Raw genomic sequence first — 15,508 nt, forward strand, 5'->3', positions numbered from 1 at the left:
ACTGTATTAGAGGCGTTTGCTTGGCTAGCGGAGACAGGCGTGTGGTGAACTTGCCGCCGTGCCCACGCTGCATGACGTTGATTACACCCTTGAGTACCCCTACACCCGCACCACCGGGCCGGTCATCGGTCCGTTCCTGACCGGGTTGCGCGACGGCCGCATCCTCGGGCAGCGGTGTGGCGACCGGGTGCTGTGCCCGCCCATGGAGTTCGATCCGGACTCTTTTGCCACCCTGGAGCCCGACCTGGTTGAGGTGGGCCCTGGCGGGGAGGTGGTGAACTGGACCTGGGTGGCCGAGCCCTCGGCCAAACACCCCTTTGACCGGCCCTTCGGCTTCGCCTTCATCAAGCTGGACGGGGCCGACACCGACCTCGTCCACGCGGTGGACACCGGGGGCGATCCCGAGGCCATGAGCACCGGCATGAGGGTGCGGGCCCAGTTCCGGGACGAGCGCCACGGCTCTGTCGCCGATGTGTACTTCGTGCCCGAGGCCGACGCCGCCGAGCAGGTGATTCAGCCGGGCGACGAGCCGGTGACCATCACCGAGCACCTCATTGGCTTGCGCATAAACGAGCCGCTGTACCCCCACCGGGCCCGGTTCGCCCAAGGGCTGCTGGACGGCAAGATCATCGGCCAGCGCAGCCCGGTCACCGGCAAGGTGTACGTGCCGGGTCGGGGCTACGACAACATGTCCCGGGTGCTGATGAGCGAGGCCGACGAGGTGGAAGTGTCCGATGTGGGCACCGTGGTGGCGTTCACCGAGCTGAACCCGGTGCAGTACTACGGCCAGACCGAGACCGAGCCCTACGTGCGGTGCTCGATCCTGTTCGACGGCACCGACCAGCCGGTGATCGGCATCGACATCCGCGACATGACGGTGGACGAGATGCGGGTGGGGATGCGGATGCGCTGCATCTGGCGCGACCCCGAGGAGCGGTCGGTGGAGGACATCGACAACCGCTACGGCAACATTCCCGAGACGGTGTACGCCCGGTTCGAGCCCACTGGCGAGCCCGATATTCCTGCCGACGAGCTGAAGGAGCACTCATGGTAAGCCTGGCTGAAGACGTGGCCATCGTCGCGTTCTCGCAAACCCCTTCTCACGCCCATTTCAACGACAGCGAGCCAGCAATGATCATGCCGTGCGTGAACTCGGTGATCGAGCAAACTGGCTTGGACCGCCACGACATCGACTTCACCATCGCGGGAAGCTGCGACTACCTGTCGGGGATGCCGTTCGCCTTCGTCATGAACATCGACGCGGTGGGGGCGTGGCCCCCGGTGTATGAGAGCCACGTGGAGATGGACGGGGCGTGGGCCCTGTTCGAGGGATTTGTGCGGCTCCAGTCGGGCGACATCGACACGGTGCTGGTGTCGGGTTCGGGCAAGTGCTCGCCGGGCAGCTACCGGGAGGGGTTCTCGCTCCAGACCGATCCCTACGTTCACGCCCCCATCGGTTTGGACCCCCGAACACAGGCCGGGTTCCAGGCCCAGGCGCTCATCGCCGCGGGCAAGGCCACCGAGCGGGACTTCGCCGAGGTGGTGGCCCGCAGCCACGCCAACGCCAAAGACAACCCCTACGCCCAACTCAGCGGCGACCTGTCGGTGGAGGAGCTGCTGGCTGAGCCCTACGTGCAGCAGCCGCTGCGCCGCCTCGACTGCCCGCCCACCAGTGACGGTGCCGCGGCCATGATCATCGCCCGAGCCGACAAGGCCCGGGAGCTGTGCGACAACCCGGTATGGATCCGGGCCATCGACCACCGCATCGACTCGCACCACCCCACGCTGCGGGACCTCACCGACTCCCCGTCGGTGCGCATCGCGGCCGATCGGGTGGGCCTGCACGACGGCCCGGTGGACATTGCCGAGCTGACCGTGACTTACAGCCCCGAGGAGATCATCCTGCGCGACGCCCTTGGCCTCAACGGCGACACCTCGGTGAACCCCTCGGGCGGGCCGCTTACCGGCAGCCCGTTCATGGCCGTGGGCCTCACTCGGGTGATCGAGCTGGCCCGGGCCATCCGCAACGGCGATGGCGGCCGGGGCGTGGCCCACGCATCCAGCGGCCCGGCCCTTCAACAGAACCTGCTCTGCGTCTTGGAAGGAGACAGCTGATGGCTCCACGACCCTGTGCGGTATTAGGCGTCGGCCAAACCAAATACAAGCGCCGCCGCGACGATGTGACCTTGGACGGCCTGGTACGGGAGGCCGCCCTCCGGGCCTTGGAAGACGCCGGTGCCACCTTCGACGACATCGATGCCATCGTGATCGGCAAGGCGCCCGACGCCCTCGAAGGGGTGATGATGCCGCTCTTGAGCCTGTGCGACGCACTGGGCGCGATCGGCAAGCCCATCCACCGGGTACACACCGCGGGGTCGGTGGGAGCGTCCACCGCCATCTCGGCGGTGAACCTGGTGGAATCGGGGATGTACAACACCGTGTTGACCATCGCCTACGAGAAGCAGTCGGAAGGCAACGCCACCTGGGCGCTGTCGGGCGGCAAGAGCGGCGGGCAGGGCGCGGGCGGCACGTTCGCCCCGTGGATCCGCAACTACATCGCCCGCTCCAAGGCCCCCGAGCACATCGGGTGGATGGTGGCGGTGAAGGATCGGCTCAACGCCCTCAAGAACCCCTACGCCCACCTGCATCTTCCCGACATCTCCATCGAGAAGGTGCGGGAGTCGCCCATGCTGTGGGACCCCCTTCACTTCTTGGAGTCGTGCCCCTCCTCGGATGGGGCCGCGGCGGTGGTGCTGGGCAACGACGACATCGCCAAGAAGTCGGGTCGCCCGCCGGCATGGGTCATCTCCCACGCCAAGCGCACCGAGTTCGGCCAGTTCCCCGGGCGCGACACGGTGAGGCCCCAGGCCGGCGTGGAGTGCTCGGAGGCCCTGTACCGCAAGGCGGGGATCACCAACCCCCGGGAGCAGATCGACTGTGCCGAGCTGTACGTGCCGTTCTCGTGGTACGAGCCCATGTGGCTGGAAGGGCACCTCATCGCCGAGGAGGGCGAGGGGTGGAAGATGACCGATGCCGGCGACACCGAGCTGGGCGGATCGTTCCCGGTGAACATGTCGGGCGGCGTTTTGTCGTCCAATCCCATCGGGGCGTCGGGCATGATCCGCTGCCTGGAGGCGGCCAACCAGGTGCGGGGCACCGCGGGCGAGTACCAGGTTCCGGGGGCCAAGATCTCCATCGGTCACGCCTACGGCGGCGCGGCCCAGTACTACGCCATGTGGATGGTGTCGTCTGAGCTGAACCCCGAGCTGTAACGATGGCTGGCATCGCCGACGGCCGAGTGGTGGTCATCACCGGAGCGGCTCGGGGTCTGGGCCGAGCCCACGCCCTGGAGTTCGCCGCCGAGGGGGCCCGAGTGCTGGTTAACGATCTGGGAGTCGACCGCGACGGCTCAGGCGGCGCGTCGGAGCCGGCCCAGGAGGTGGTGGCCGAGATACGGGCCATGGGAGGCGAGGCCGAGGCCAACGCCGCCGATGTGGCCGACTGGGATCAAGCCGAGGCCATGATCGCCCAGGCCATCGACTCGTGGGGCCGCCTCGACACGCTGGTGTGCAACGCGGGCTTTTTGCGCGACCGGATGCTGGCCAACATGAGCGAGCCGGAGTGGGACGCCATCATGCGGGTCCACCTCAAGGGGCACTTCGCCCCGGCCCGCCACGCGGTGGCCCACTGGCGGGACCGGTCCAAGGCCGGTGAGGACGTGCGAGGGCGGCTCATCAACACCAGTTCCGGGGCCGGGCTTTTAGGATCGATCGGCCAGGGCAACTACGCCGCGGCCAAGGCTGGAGTGGCGGCGCTGACCATCCAGCAGGCGGCGGAGTGGGGCCGCTACGGGGTGGCGGTTAACGCCATCGCCCCCGACGCCCGCACCCGCATGACGGCGGGGATCATGTACACCGAAGAGGCCCCCGAGGGCTGGGACGAGAAAGATCCGGCCAACGCCTCACCGTTGGTGGTGTGGCTGGGGTCGGATTTCTGCGATGTGACCGGTCGGGTGTTTGAGATCGCCGGCGGGGCGCTCAACGTGTGTGACGGGTGGCAGCACGGTCATGTGGTGGACGTGGGGCGCAAGTTTGCTGCTGCTGAGGTGGGTGACGCGGTGCAGGCTTCGATTGCCGGTTCGCCTGAGCCAGCACCGGTCTACGGCGCCAGCTAGCTGGGAATATCCCTAAACGGGATGCCTTTGTCTACTCGGATGTCGGGGGGGAGGCCTAGGACTTTCTCGCTGATGGTGTTGCGCTGGATGTTGTCGGTGCCGCCGCCGATGCGTGATGCCCACTGACCTAAGAACTCGTATTGCCAGCGCCCATCGTCTAGGGCGTTGTCGCCGTGGAGCATCCCGGCCGCGCCGTTCATGGCCATCACCAAGTCGCCCATCTCCCCGAAGTGCAGCGAGATGGCCAGCTTCATTGTGGAGCTCTCGGGACCGGGGAGCTCACCTCGGCTAGTGGCGGTGCGCACCCGGTATCCCTGATACTTCAGGATCTCCATGCGGGTGTAGGTCTTGGCCAGCTCCTGGCGGATGACGGGGTCGCGGTCGGTGCCGGTCTGCTGGGCCAGCTTCACCAACTCGTTGAATCGGGTCCGAGCGTTTGAGCTTCCGATCAGGGCCCGCTCGTTGGACAAGGTGGTCATGATCGGCCCCCAGCCGGTGTTGACCCCGCCGAGGATGTTCTCGTGGGGGATCCGCACATCCGACAAGAAGACCTCGTTGAAGTGGGCCGCGCCGGTGATCTGCACCAGGGGGCGCACCTCGATTCCGGGGGTGTTCATGTCGACCAGGAAGTAGGTGATGCCCCGGTGTTTGGGCTGGTCGGGGTCGGTGCGGGTCAGCAGGATGCCCCAGTCGCTGTACTGGGCCCCCGAGGTCCACACCTTCTGGCCGTTCACCACCCATTCATCGCCGTCGCGCACCGCGGTTGTGCGCAGTCCGCCGAGGTCCGATCCGGCTACCGGCTCGGAAAACAACTGGCACCACACCTCCTCGCCTTTGAGCATGGCGGGCAGGAACCGCTCCTTTTGGGCGTCGGTGCCGTGGCCGATGAGGGTGGGGCCGGCCATGCCGATGCCCACCGCGAACACCCCAGTAGCTGACACCCGCTTGGCCTCCTCCTCTTTGAAGATGCCCTCCTGGATGCCGCCCAGGCCTTTGCCGCCGTACTCGACAGGCCAGGTGATGGAGCCCCAGCCGCCGTCGTACTTGGTGCGCTGCCAGGCCTTGCACCGGGCCACGTAGGCATTCTCAACGTCGGGGTCGGAGATGGTGATGGCCGTCTGGTCGCGGGGACCGCCGCCGTCGGCGGGGACGTTGGCGTCGAGCCACTCAATGCACTCGGCTCGAAAGGCGGCTTCTTGGGGGGTCTCGTCGAAATCCATGCCGCGTCGATGGTAGCCAGAGGGCTCCCGGCAGTCCCCACCGTACGGGGAGGCCTTTTCTCCTTTATTCGGGCTCAGACGGCGGGGAGTGGTTCAATGATGGCCGTGAAATTCTCGATGATCTTCGAAGCCCAGATGGCCGACCCGTCCCGCGAGGTCGAGCAGCAGGTCATCCGCGACTGCGTGGAGCAGGCGGTGTTGGCCGAGGAGGTGGGTTTCGACCGGGTGTGGGCGGTGGAGCACCACTGCTTGAAGTGGTATGCCCACATGAGCGCCCCGGAGATCTTCTTGACCTGGGTGGCGGCCCGCACGTCCCGCATCCGCATAGGCCACGGGGTGGTGTGCATGCCGTTCGGCTACAACCACCCGCTGCGGGCCGCGGAGCGCATCGCCATGCTGGATGTGCTGTCGGGCGGACGGCTGGATGTGGGTGCTGGCCGGGGGGCCACCCTCCAGGAGATGTCGGCGTTCGGGGTGAAGCCCGAGGACACCTACGCCCAGGTGGAGGAGTCGCTGAGGATCATCTCCCACTGCTGGCGCGACGACGAGTTCGAGTGGGACGGCCTGCTCGACATCTCGCCGCACCCGATTCTGCCCCGGCCGGTGCAAGACCCCCACCCGCCGCTGTATCTGGCCTGCACCAAGGTGGACACTGTGCGGCTGGCCGCCGAGTTGGGCATCGGGGCCCTGGTGCTGGGGTTTGCCGGCGCCGACGAGATCCGCCTGATGAAGGAGACCTACGACGAGGCCATCGCCACCCGCACCGGGGAGCGGTTCGTGAGCGACCACCCCAACAACTGGTTCTCGGCGCTGTGCCCCACCACGATCCTCGACGACCGGGACGAGGCGTTCCGCATCGGGGCTCGGGGCCAGCGGTTCTTCGCCGAGGCCATCATGCACTGGAATCTGGGCACGCCCCCGCCTCGGGCCGGCTCAGCCGACGAGGACACCGCTGCGGCCATCGACGAGGCGGTGGGCAACGTCCACGCCAAGATCAGCGAGATGAACATCCCGCTGAGCCCCAACGCCACCAGCACCTTCAACATTGAGCACGCCTACGGCAACTACGAAGACGCCATCCGCTACGTGAGCGAGCTCGAGGCCATCGGCTGCGACGAGATCATGTGCATGATCCAAATGGGCACCATCCCCCAAGAGGTCATGTTAGAAACCATCCGCCAATTCGGCCACCACGTGATTCCGCACTTCCGAGCCAGGGAAGAAGCCGCCGTCCCGGCCTGACCAGTCATTAGTGGTTCATCGCGCTGGACGGCCCAGTTTTGGGATCTCACCAGTTATCCTCGCATCGGGCCCGACGCGACGAGGGAAAGGGCAGTGATGGGCGACTCGGCAGTGCTTGATCTCGAGATGTACTCCAAGAGCGATGCTGCCCGGCTGCTCGGCGTTGCACCCCAGACGCTCGGCAGGTGGCTTGACGGCTATACCGCTGCTGATGGCACGCGTCGGCCGCCCATCCTCGGAGTTGAACCCGTCGCTGGTGATTCCTCCACACCGCGGTTTGTCACTTGGGGTGAGTTCATCGAAGCGGGCCATCTTGCCGCGTACCGAGGGTTCCAGCGCATGCGGCTTCGGAAGCTGAGGAAGTATGCCTCAATATGGCAGAGAAGCTGCGATGTCCCGTACCCGCTCGCCCGCCGCAAACTCTGCACAACTCCTGGCTCTCATTTGAACGACAACGGCACCGTCACGGCCGAATCCGTCACCGCGTTCTTCGACCGGATCGATTTTGAGGGCGATATCCCCGTTCGCTATTGGCCTGACGGGCGCGATGCCCACATCGTGGTCGATCCCCGACGCCAGTTCGGAGCTCCGATTATCGAAGGCACCCGCATGGGCACCGAGGTGCTTCACGGAATGTATACAGCCGGGGACCCGGCAGAGTGGCTTGCCCATGCCTATAGCCTCGACCTCGTACAGGTCGAGGCCGCTATCCGGTTCGAGCAGAGGCTCGCCAACCGCAAGATCATCGCCTACCAAGCCGCTTGACCGCCCGTCCCGCCGCGGCGGGCCGTCGCTGGTTCTTTGATGAAAACCTTGAGGCTCTCGCCAACGCTCTCGAAGCAGTCGGCTTGAACGTCGTATGCCCTGGGCATCCAGCCTGCCCTGACATCTCAAGGGGCACCTCGGATGAACACTGGATTCCGATTATCGCCCGTGCGAGGTGGCCCATCCTGACTCAAGACGAGCGCATTCGCAGCAACCCAACGCAGGCAAGCGCTCTCCGGCTGCACGGTGCAACCGTGTTCTTCCTGACCGGAGGCCATTGGGCCTCCTGGGACAAGCTGCGCCTGATTGCCCGCCATTGGGACAGGACCGAACAAGCAGCTAGCTCAGCTGACAAGGACGGACCGCGGCTGCACAAGATCACCCCGAGCGGCGTAAAGCCAATCCGGGCCTGACCTTTCAGCGCAAGGTCAACACGGGCAGCTGCGTCTCAGGCGTAGCTGTTCAAGTGTAGGTGTCTAGCACTTCGAATCCGAGGCGACGCAACACGCAGACCGCAGAGGTCGGATTGCTCAACCCTCCATTCAGCTTGCGCTCCCATCTAGTCACCCCGGAGGCGATCCCTACGATCGCTTTCGATGGGTAGTACTGCTGCTCCCACACCAACCAATAGCGCCGCGCCGCCCGGTATCCCCATTGCCTTGCGACCCCATCAGCGCCAAGCCTGTCGTACTCGGCTATCGCCTTGAGAACATCGGAACAGGTAATGCCATCGGTCCACCTCATAGGTCTTTCCCACTCATGTCAAGAGAAATCGCCAATAAAGGTTCAGCGCCCAAAGCAAGGAACGAGGCGGGCCGGAGCCCGCCTCGCAACGTGGTGCATATTGCCATTACGGCTCAGCTTGTTGTTGGTGCCCGTGGGCACCGCCAACCATTCCCTTAGCTACGCACCCTATACTCATGAGTCCCTCAGAAACAACACACACAACTTCAGCATCGGAGTGCTAATGCTTCGTCTCGGTCTTGACCTCGGCACCAACAGCATTGGATGGGTGTTATACCGCTTGGACGGTAGCAACCCTCCCCACCCCGTCGAACTGGTCAACGGCGGCGTTCTGATCCATTCCGATGGGCGCAATCCGAAGAATCGTGAATCGAATGCTGCCGAGAGACGAAGCAAACGAGGCCCGCGTCGCAATCGAGACCGAATGTTGCGCCGTCAACGTATTGTTGTGAGGCTCCTTCGCGAATATGGTCTTCTGCCCGATAGCGAAGAAGAGAGAGGGGCTGTTAGGAACCTCAACCCCATTCGATTGCGCGCAGAGGCTCTGGACCGACCGCTCAAGCCGTATGAACTCGGCCGCGTGCTGCTCTCATTTGCCGACCGTCGCGGATTCAAGAGCAACCGGAAGACTGATGGCGGTGAAGACGGCGCGATTCGACAGGATGTCAGCGAACTCCGCCGACGCATACAGCAGTCGGGCGCTCGTACACTCGGCGAATACTTCTGGAAGCGCCACAAACAGGGAAAAACCATACGAGCACGGCTCGGCAATGGCCTATACCCAGACAGGGGGATGATCGAGGATGAACTCGAGGCGATCCAAAAGACACAAATCCCCCATCATCCTGGGCTGGAGCCGGAGGATTGGGACGCAGTTATCAGGGCACTGCTTTTCCAGCGCCAACTACTGCCCGTTGAGCGGGGACATTGCACTCTCATTCCAGAGGAGAGGAGGGCATACAAGGCGTATCCAATCTTCCAGCGATTCCGCATCTTGCAGGAGGTGTTGAATATTGAGGTCACACCTCCAGAGGGCAGTGTTCGTCCGCTTGAGGTGGAGGAGCGCGAGCGGGTCATCAAAAGCCTCCTATCCTGGAAGCAGAGAACATTCGAGCAGCTTGTCAGCGATGCGAAACTGCCCGAAGGCACGACAGTCAACCTAAGGACCACCGCCCGCGAACGAATTGATGGTGATCTCACCGCAAGTGTGCTCAGCAACAAGAAGTGCTTTGGCAAGAAATGGCAGCAGCTCAGCCTTGAAAGACAGCAGGAAATTGTCGAGCGCTTGCTTGAAGATGAGGACTCCGAAGAACTTGAAGATTGGCTTCAGGACGAATTCGAACTCAGCGAGAAGATGGCCGAGGCAGTTGCATCAGCCCGATTGCCACAAGGAACAGGCAATCTGTCGAAAGCGGCAATTGAGGGGTTGCTGCCCCACATGCAGCGTGGTAGGCGCTATCACGAAGCAGTTTCCGATGCTGGGCTTGGCCATCACTCGGATATGCGCGGCGACGGCGATATGGCTCGACTGCCCTACTACGGGGAGGTGTTGGCACGCCATGTTCTTGGTGGGCGGCCAGCCGGACGCAGCGGTCAAGAGCGATATGGCCGAATAGCAAATCCGACAGTGCACATTGCCCTTGGTCAAGTGCGGCGCCTCTTCAATGCGATTGCCGAGCGCTACGGCAAACCAGATGAAGTGGTCATTGAATTGACACGCGAATTGAAGCAGAGCCAGGAGCAGCGTCGCGACTACGAGCGCCAACAGGCTAGGAACCGTGAGCGCAATGACCGCTTACGCGAGCTGGCTGAAGCAGCTGGCAACCCGGAGCCCTCGCCACAAGACATGCGCAAATTGCGTCTTTGGGATGAGCAGGGACCAGTGAACGGCCGGGTTTGCCCCTTTACAGGACAAGCTCTCTCGGTGGGACTGGTGCTTTCCGATGCCACTGAGATAGAGCACCTTCTGCCCTATAGCCGCAGCTTGGACGACAGTATGAACAACACCGTGGTTGCAATGCGAGACGCTAATCGAGAAAAGGGCAATCGAACACCATTTGAAGCTTGGGGCCACGACAGCGAGCGCTACGAGTCCATTCTTTCCCGCGTACGCCTCTTGCCGAAAGAGAAGCAATGGCGCTTTGAGGAAGACGCTATCGAGAACTGGGAAAGGGACGACCGCTTTCTTGATCGACAGCTAAACGAGAACAGCTACTTGTCACGAGTTGTGCGCGAGTACTTGGAAGCCGTGGTCCCCCCAAACCGTGTCTGGGTGACACCGGGCAGGATGACGGCCATGCTTCGACGTCGCTTTGGCTTCAACAGCATTCTCTCCGAAGAGAGCAATGGCAGGAAGAACCGCGATGATCACCGGCACCACCTGGTTGACGCAGCGGCTATCGGCTTGACCTCACGTTCGCAATTGCAACAGGTGGCCCGAGCTACCGGCCGGGGAGACGATGGTGAGAGCATCTTAGAAGCCCTTGAGCTTCCCTGGGCACGTTTTCGATCAGACCTGGAGGCTCTCGTGCAGCGTTGTGTTGTGCGGCACCGCCCTCATCACTTCCAGCCCGGGCGCGGAAGCACGACTGGCAGTCTTCACAACGAGACGGCGTATGGCATTGTTGACGGCCCCGACGAGAAGGGGCAGATGACGCTGGTCGAGACCAAGCCTCTCGATTCGCTCGATGTCGGGAAGCTCGACAACGTCCGTGATCGAGCGCTTCGTGATCGTCTCAAAGCGTTGTGGGAGAGAGTAGATGCAGAGACTGTGGACGAGAGCAGCACGGTCGTGTGGAAGTGCTTTGTTGAGCGTGCGTGGAAAGAGCTTTGCGTAAGGCGCGTACGAGTTCTGACTCATCTGGGAGAAGACAGTCTCGCGTTTATTCGAGATGAGACGGGCCGTGCCTATAAGGCCTACAAGACTGACGGAAACGCCTATATGGATGTGTGGCTGTTGCCCAGCGGCAAGACCGAGGGAGAAACGGTCAGCCGGTTTGATGCACACCAGCCGGACTTCTGCTCTGGAGTGAAGGTCGAATATCCGACCGCGAAGAAGCTCATGCGCCTTCATGTCAACGACATGATTGCTGTCGGCGAGGGCAGCGAGCGCCGCTTTCTGCGTGTTCAAGCGCTTTCAGGACAGAGAATTACAGCCGTTGATCATCGAGCAGCCGGAAAAGCCAAAGAGTTGTCGCCGTACAGAAAGTCGGCAAGCCAGGTGCTTCAAGTGGGACTGCGGAAGATTTCCGTCGATGTTTTGGGACGAGTACAAGACGGCGGGCCATTTGGTCCCGACGGACGAGGCAAGAACGGAATGCATTAGGCCAATGGAACGCCGCGTGCTCGATATCGCTGAGGGCAGACGTTACCTGTCGAAGAGGCGCGGTTCTCTCGCTGTTGTTTGTGATCCGGGCACTCCCGAGGCATCCGAGACGCTCTTGCCGTTCGATGAGATTGAGTCGGTGATTGTGCATACACCGCAGGCTTCGTACTCCAACGGTGCAATCCTTGAACTTTCCCGGCGTGGCATTCCTCTCGTCTGTTGTGATGAAACTCACACCCCGGCTGCTTGGCTTTGGCCAGTTGAGGCAAACTTCGAACAGGGTCGCCGTATGACGGCGCAGGCTGCAATGTCAGATGATCTTCGGGACGATCTCTGGGCTGACATCGTGCGAGCCAAGTTGGAAGCACAGGCTGCCGTTGTACGAGGTGAAGGCTTTCCCGACGACAGGTTGCTTGAATTTGCTCGTGCCGTTCTGCCTGGGGACCGCAGCAACATGGAGGCGCAGGCGGCGCGCCTCTACTGGAGACTCCTGTTCGACGAGTGTTTTCGACGTCGTCGTTTCGGCGACGCCCCGAACGGTCTTCTCAACTATGGCTACGCAGTTCTGAGAGCCTCTGTAGCACGTCAGCTATGTGCAGCAGGGTTGCATCCTTCGCTCGCGTTGCACCACCACAATCGCTTCAACCCCTTCTGCTTGGCGGACGATCTGATGGAACCGTTCCGTCCGGCGGTAGATCGCGCTGTGCTTGCTCTGTGGCGATCTGGACAAGAAGAAGTGACAGCTAAGACAAAGCCAGCACTGGTAGCGGTGATGACTGAGAGCGTGAGCACGGATCGGGGAGTAGCTCCGCTGAGCCGTTGCGTTGAGTGGGCTGCGCAGTCTCTCGCTCAATCAGTAGTCGAAGGTCAGAATCTGTTGCGCCTGCCGCAAGGTGCAGCGATCGTCGGATGAGCACTTTTAGTGGGTACCGCTTCATGTGGATGATGGTTATGTTCGATCTGCCAGTGCTCACCAAACGGCAGCGGAAGCGGGCGACGAGATTCCGCAACGACCTGCTCGACCTCGGATTCGAGATGGCACAGTTCTCGGTATATATGAAGTTCTGCGGTGGCAGACCTGCCGCCGACGCACTCGCGGCCCGTGTCGAGCGCCAAGTGCCATCGGAAGGCCACGTCAGCATTCTCGTGTTCACTGACAAGCAGTACGGACGGATGCGCGTGTTCAGTGGAGGAACCCGTGAGACTCGGCAGACCGAACGAGGACAGCTTGTCTTGCTGTAGAACAAGGTCTGTGGCGGATGCCCACGGGCATTTCCGCAGGTCAACATCCCTTTAGGATCTGAAAGTTATCTAGTTTAGTGGGTTAGGGAATGGTCGGCCACCAAAACCGGCGTTGCTCCGTTGGACGAGAATTTCTCAAGTTTAGTGGGTTAGGGAATGGTCGGCCACCAAAACTGCACCGTCGGGCGCTCTTGGGGCGGTGTCAGTTTAGTGGGTTAGGGAATGGTCGGCCACCAAAACATTCGTGGGTGTGCAGGCCGGAGGCAGCAGAGTTTAGTGGGTTAGGGAATGGTCGGCCACCAAAACTGAATCTGGTCAAGCGACAGCTTCATCGCCAGTTTAGTGGGTTAGGGAATGGTCGGCCACCAAAACGTGAAGCAGACCGACGAGTGGTCGTAGTCGAGTTTAGTGGGTTAGGGAATGGTCGGCCACCAAAACACCGACGGGCGGTTCACCGTGGCCGGCCCGAGTTTAGTGGGTTAGGGAATGGTCGGCCACCAAAACGAAGCACACGCGGGTGAGCCCCGCCTCGGGAGTTTAGTGGGTTAGGGAATGGTCGGCCACCAAAACTCATTCTCACGGTGCCGCTGCCGACCCGCTAGTTTAGTGGGTTAGGGAATGGTCGGCCACCAAAACGGGTTAGGCCTGCTCGTCGAGGTCGCGCCGAGTTTAGTGGGTTAGGGAATGGTCGGCCACCAAAACTGGCACCGGCCCGGCCTGTTGCGTGGCTCTAGTTTAGTGGGTTAGGGAATGGTCGGCCACCAAAACTCGGATCACTATTCAAGATCGAGTTTCGGGGAGTTTAGTGGGTTAGGGAATGGTCGGCCACCAAAACAGCTGAAGCAGACGGTCCAGGTGGCCGGCGAGTTTAGTGGGTTAGGGAATGGTCGGCCACCAAAACAGGACCGGGCCTATCGCCAGGGCCGGGAGGAGTTTAGTGGGTTAGGGAATGGTCGGCCACCAAAACGCCCGGTCGGCAGAAGCTCCGTCGACATCAAGTTTAGTGGGTTAGGGAATGGTCGGCCACCAAAACGCGAACCGCCGCCGCCAAACCGGAGCCGCTAGTTTAGTGGGTTAGGGAATGGTCGGCCACCAAAACAGGGTGGCCGACGAGAAGCGCCTGCGGTATAGTTTAGTGGGTTAGGGAATGGTCGGCCACCAAAACCCACCCGGCGGCGAGGTTGTAGGCGAAGTCAGTTTAGTGGGTTAGGGAATGGTCGGCCACCAAAACGCGTTCTGCGCCGTCTCCGCGAGAGCGCGTAGTTTAGTGGGTTAGGGAATGGTCGGCCACCAAAACGGAGCGTCGGTGGTGGAACATAAAGTGGTTAGTTTAGTGGGTTAGGGAATGGTCGGCCACCAAAACTCTATCCCGTGCGATTGTTGTTGCGGCGTTAAGTTTAGTGGGTTAGGGAATGGTCGGCCACCAAAACGCCGGCGAGATATGGCTGCTCGGCAGCGAGAGTTTAGTGGGTTAGGGAATGGTCGGCCACCAAAACGTAGCCCGCTACAACTCCGCCGTCTACGTCAGTTTAGTGGGTTAGGGAATGGTCGGCCACCAAAACGTGGTGGCGGCGGCTCTGGTGCCGGGCGGGAGTTTAGTGGGTTAGGGAATGGTCGGCCACCAAAACCATCGGGAGCGCATGGGCCGCCTCCGGGAGAGTTTAGTGGGTTAGGGAATGGTCGGCCACCAAAACGGCGGCGGTCATGGGGAAAAGCTGAACAGTAGTTTAGTGGGTTAGGGAATGGTCGGCCACCAAAACACATGAAGTCATTACGTGTGCCGATCCAGCAGTTTAGTGGGTTAGGGAATGGTCGGCCACCAAAACGCCCAGCCCCCTGGTCTCCACTGCCAGCAGAGTTTAGTGGGTTAGGGAATGGTCGGCCACCAAAACTTTTGCAAGTCTGCTAGACTTGTCTCGTCAGAGTTTAGTGGGTTAGGGAATGGTCGGCCACCAAAACGAAGGGAGTCTCAGTGCCAAAGAGAGGGAGAGTTTAGTGGGTTAGGGAATGGTCGGCCACCAAAACGCCGGCGAGATATGGCTGCTCGGCAGCGAGAGTTTAGTGGGTTAGGGAATGGTCGGCCACCAAAACGAGGCCCTGGTGCTCAGCTGAACTCGACGTAGTTTAGTGGGTTAGGGAATGGTCGGCCACCAAAACAGCGGATCGGTTTACGTGTACGCCTACCCCAGTTTAGTGGGTTAGGGAATGGTCGGCCACCAAAACTCGGGCCGGCGGGGAGACGGTGGTGGAGCGAGTTTAGTGGGTTAGGGAATGGTCGGCCACCAAAACTCTGACGCTATGCGTGCCATGTTGTTCGGTAGTTTAGTGGGTTAGGGAATGGTCGGCCACCAAAACTATCGGGCGGACCAGCAGACCGCTGGGCATAGTTTAGTGGGTTAGGGAATGGTCGGCCACCAAAACACCGTCGCCCGCACGTGGACGTATGCCCTCAGTTTAGTGGGTTAGGGAATGGTCGGCCACCAAAACTAGTCCCCCAAGTGGCAGCGGTGTTCGTCCAGTTTAGTGGGTTAGGGAATGGTCGGCCACCAAAACATAGCGGCTTGTGTGGCGGAAACGTCGTCGAGTTTAGTGGGTTAGGGAATGGTCGGCCACCAAAACAGCGTGGGCCGCGACACGAAGCCGCCTCGGAGTTTAGTGGGTTAGGGAATGGTCGGCCACCAAAACAGCGGTGTGGGGCTCCCCCAGTCGCCTACCAGTTTAGTGGGTTAGGGAATGGTCGGCCACCAAAACATCGGCCTGGTCCGGCGGCGGCGGTGCTGGTAGTTTAGTGGGTTA

At 61.9% G+C, this 15,508-nt stretch carries 11 protein-coding genes and 1 CRISPR repeat array (1 of these 12 only partly in view); of the genes, 10 read left to right on the forward strand and 1 reads right to left on the reverse strand.

What is annotated here, in order from left to right; genetic code table 11:
• The first annotated feature begins 58 nt into the window (after positions 1 to 58).
• The 4 genes from ACOGJC_RS12975 to ACOGJC_RS12990 are packed head-to-tail and all read left to right on the forward strand — an operon-like array spanning position 59 to position 4,174.
• Positions 59 to 1,054 carry a Zn-ribbon domain-containing OB-fold protein gene (locus ACOGJC_RS12975; protein WP_419845417.1) on the forward strand — a complete coding sequence of 332 codons (996 nt, stop codon included), beginning with the start codon at positions 59 to 61 and terminating at the stop codon, positions 1,052 to 1,054.
• Complete coding sequence (locus ACOGJC_RS12980; RefSeq protein WP_419845418.1) at positions 1,048 to 2,115, forward strand: lipid-transfer protein; 1,068 nt, start codon at positions 1,048 to 1,050, stop codon at positions 2,113 to 2,115. The genes ACOGJC_RS12975 and ACOGJC_RS12980 overlap by 7 nt, the downstream gene beginning before the upstream one ends.
• Complete coding sequence (locus ACOGJC_RS12985; protein WP_419845419.1) at positions 2,115 to 3,272, forward strand: thiolase domain-containing protein; 1,158 nt, start codon at positions 2,115 to 2,117, stop codon at positions 3,270 to 3,272. The genes ACOGJC_RS12980 and ACOGJC_RS12985 overlap by 1 nt, the downstream gene beginning before the upstream one ends.
• Positions 3,273 to 3,274: 2 nt before the next feature.
• On the forward strand, positions 3,275 to 4,174 hold the full coding sequence (locus tag ACOGJC_RS12990) for an SDR family oxidoreductase (protein WP_419845420.1): 900 nt from the start codon (positions 3,275 to 3,277) through the stop codon (positions 4,172 to 4,174).
• Here ACOGJC_RS12990 and ACOGJC_RS12995 read toward each other — a convergent pair.
• Positions 4,171 to 5,394, reverse strand: coding sequence for an acyl-CoA dehydrogenase family protein (locus tag ACOGJC_RS12995; RefSeq protein WP_419845421.1), 1,224 nt, complete (start codon positions 5,392 to 5,394; stop codon positions 4,171 to 4,173). The two genes, ACOGJC_RS12990 and ACOGJC_RS12995, sit on opposite strands and share 4 nt — an antisense overlap.
• A gap of 105 nt (positions 5,395 to 5,499) precedes the next feature.
• On the opposite strand from ACOGJC_RS12995, the gene ACOGJC_RS13000 reads away from it, so the two are divergent.
• From ACOGJC_RS13000 to cas2, 6 genes are all read left to right on the forward strand, one after another.
• Positions 5,500 to 6,636: an LLM class flavin-dependent oxidoreductase gene (locus tag ACOGJC_RS13000; RefSeq protein ID WP_419848240.1), complete on the forward strand. Its 1,137-nt coding sequence runs from the start codon at positions 5,500 to 5,502 to the stop codon at positions 6,634 to 6,636.
• A 96-nt stretch (positions 6,637 to 6,732) separates the two neighbouring features.
• Positions 6,733 to 7,401: a DUF433 domain-containing protein gene (locus ACOGJC_RS13005; protein ID WP_419845422.1), complete on the forward strand. Its 669-nt coding sequence runs from the start codon at positions 6,733 to 6,735 to the stop codon at positions 7,399 to 7,401.
• Positions 7,398 to 7,814, forward strand: coding sequence for a hypothetical protein (locus ACOGJC_RS13010; protein ID WP_419845423.1), 417 nt, complete (start codon positions 7,398 to 7,400; stop codon positions 7,812 to 7,814). Before ACOGJC_RS13005 ends, ACOGJC_RS13010 begins: the two co-directional genes overlap by 4 nt.
• Positions 7,815 to 8,278: 464 nt before the next feature.
• Positions 8,279 to 11,470: a type II CRISPR RNA-guided endonuclease Cas9 gene (gene cas9 / locus ACOGJC_RS13015; RefSeq protein ID WP_419845424.1), complete on the forward strand. Its 3,192-nt coding sequence runs from the start codon at positions 8,279 to 8,281 to the stop codon at positions 11,468 to 11,470.
• A 4-nt stretch (positions 11,471 to 11,474) separates the two neighbouring features.
• A complete protein-coding gene (gene cas1, locus ACOGJC_RS13020; protein WP_419845425.1) occupies positions 11,475 to 12,383 on the forward strand; it encodes a type II CRISPR-associated endonuclease Cas1 in 909 nt (302 codons plus the stop codon).
• Positions 12,380 to 12,712 carry a CRISPR-associated endonuclease Cas2 gene (gene cas2 / locus ACOGJC_RS13025; RefSeq protein ID WP_419845426.1) on the forward strand — a complete coding sequence of 111 codons (333 nt, stop codon included), beginning with the start codon at positions 12,380 to 12,382 and terminating at the stop codon, positions 12,710 to 12,712. Before cas1 ends, cas2 begins: the two co-directional genes overlap by 4 nt.
• Before the next feature lie 71 nt (positions 12,713 to 12,783).
• Positions 12,784 to 15,508: a CRISPR direct-repeat array (repeat unit 36 nt; unit sequence AGTTTAGTGGGTTAGGGAATGGTCGGCCACCAAAAC) (it continues 418 nt past the right edge of the window).

The organism is Candidatus Poriferisocius sp., from assembly GCF_965204015.1.
Lineage (GTDB): Bacteria > Actinomycetota > Acidimicrobiia > Acidimicrobiales > Bin134 > Poriferisocius.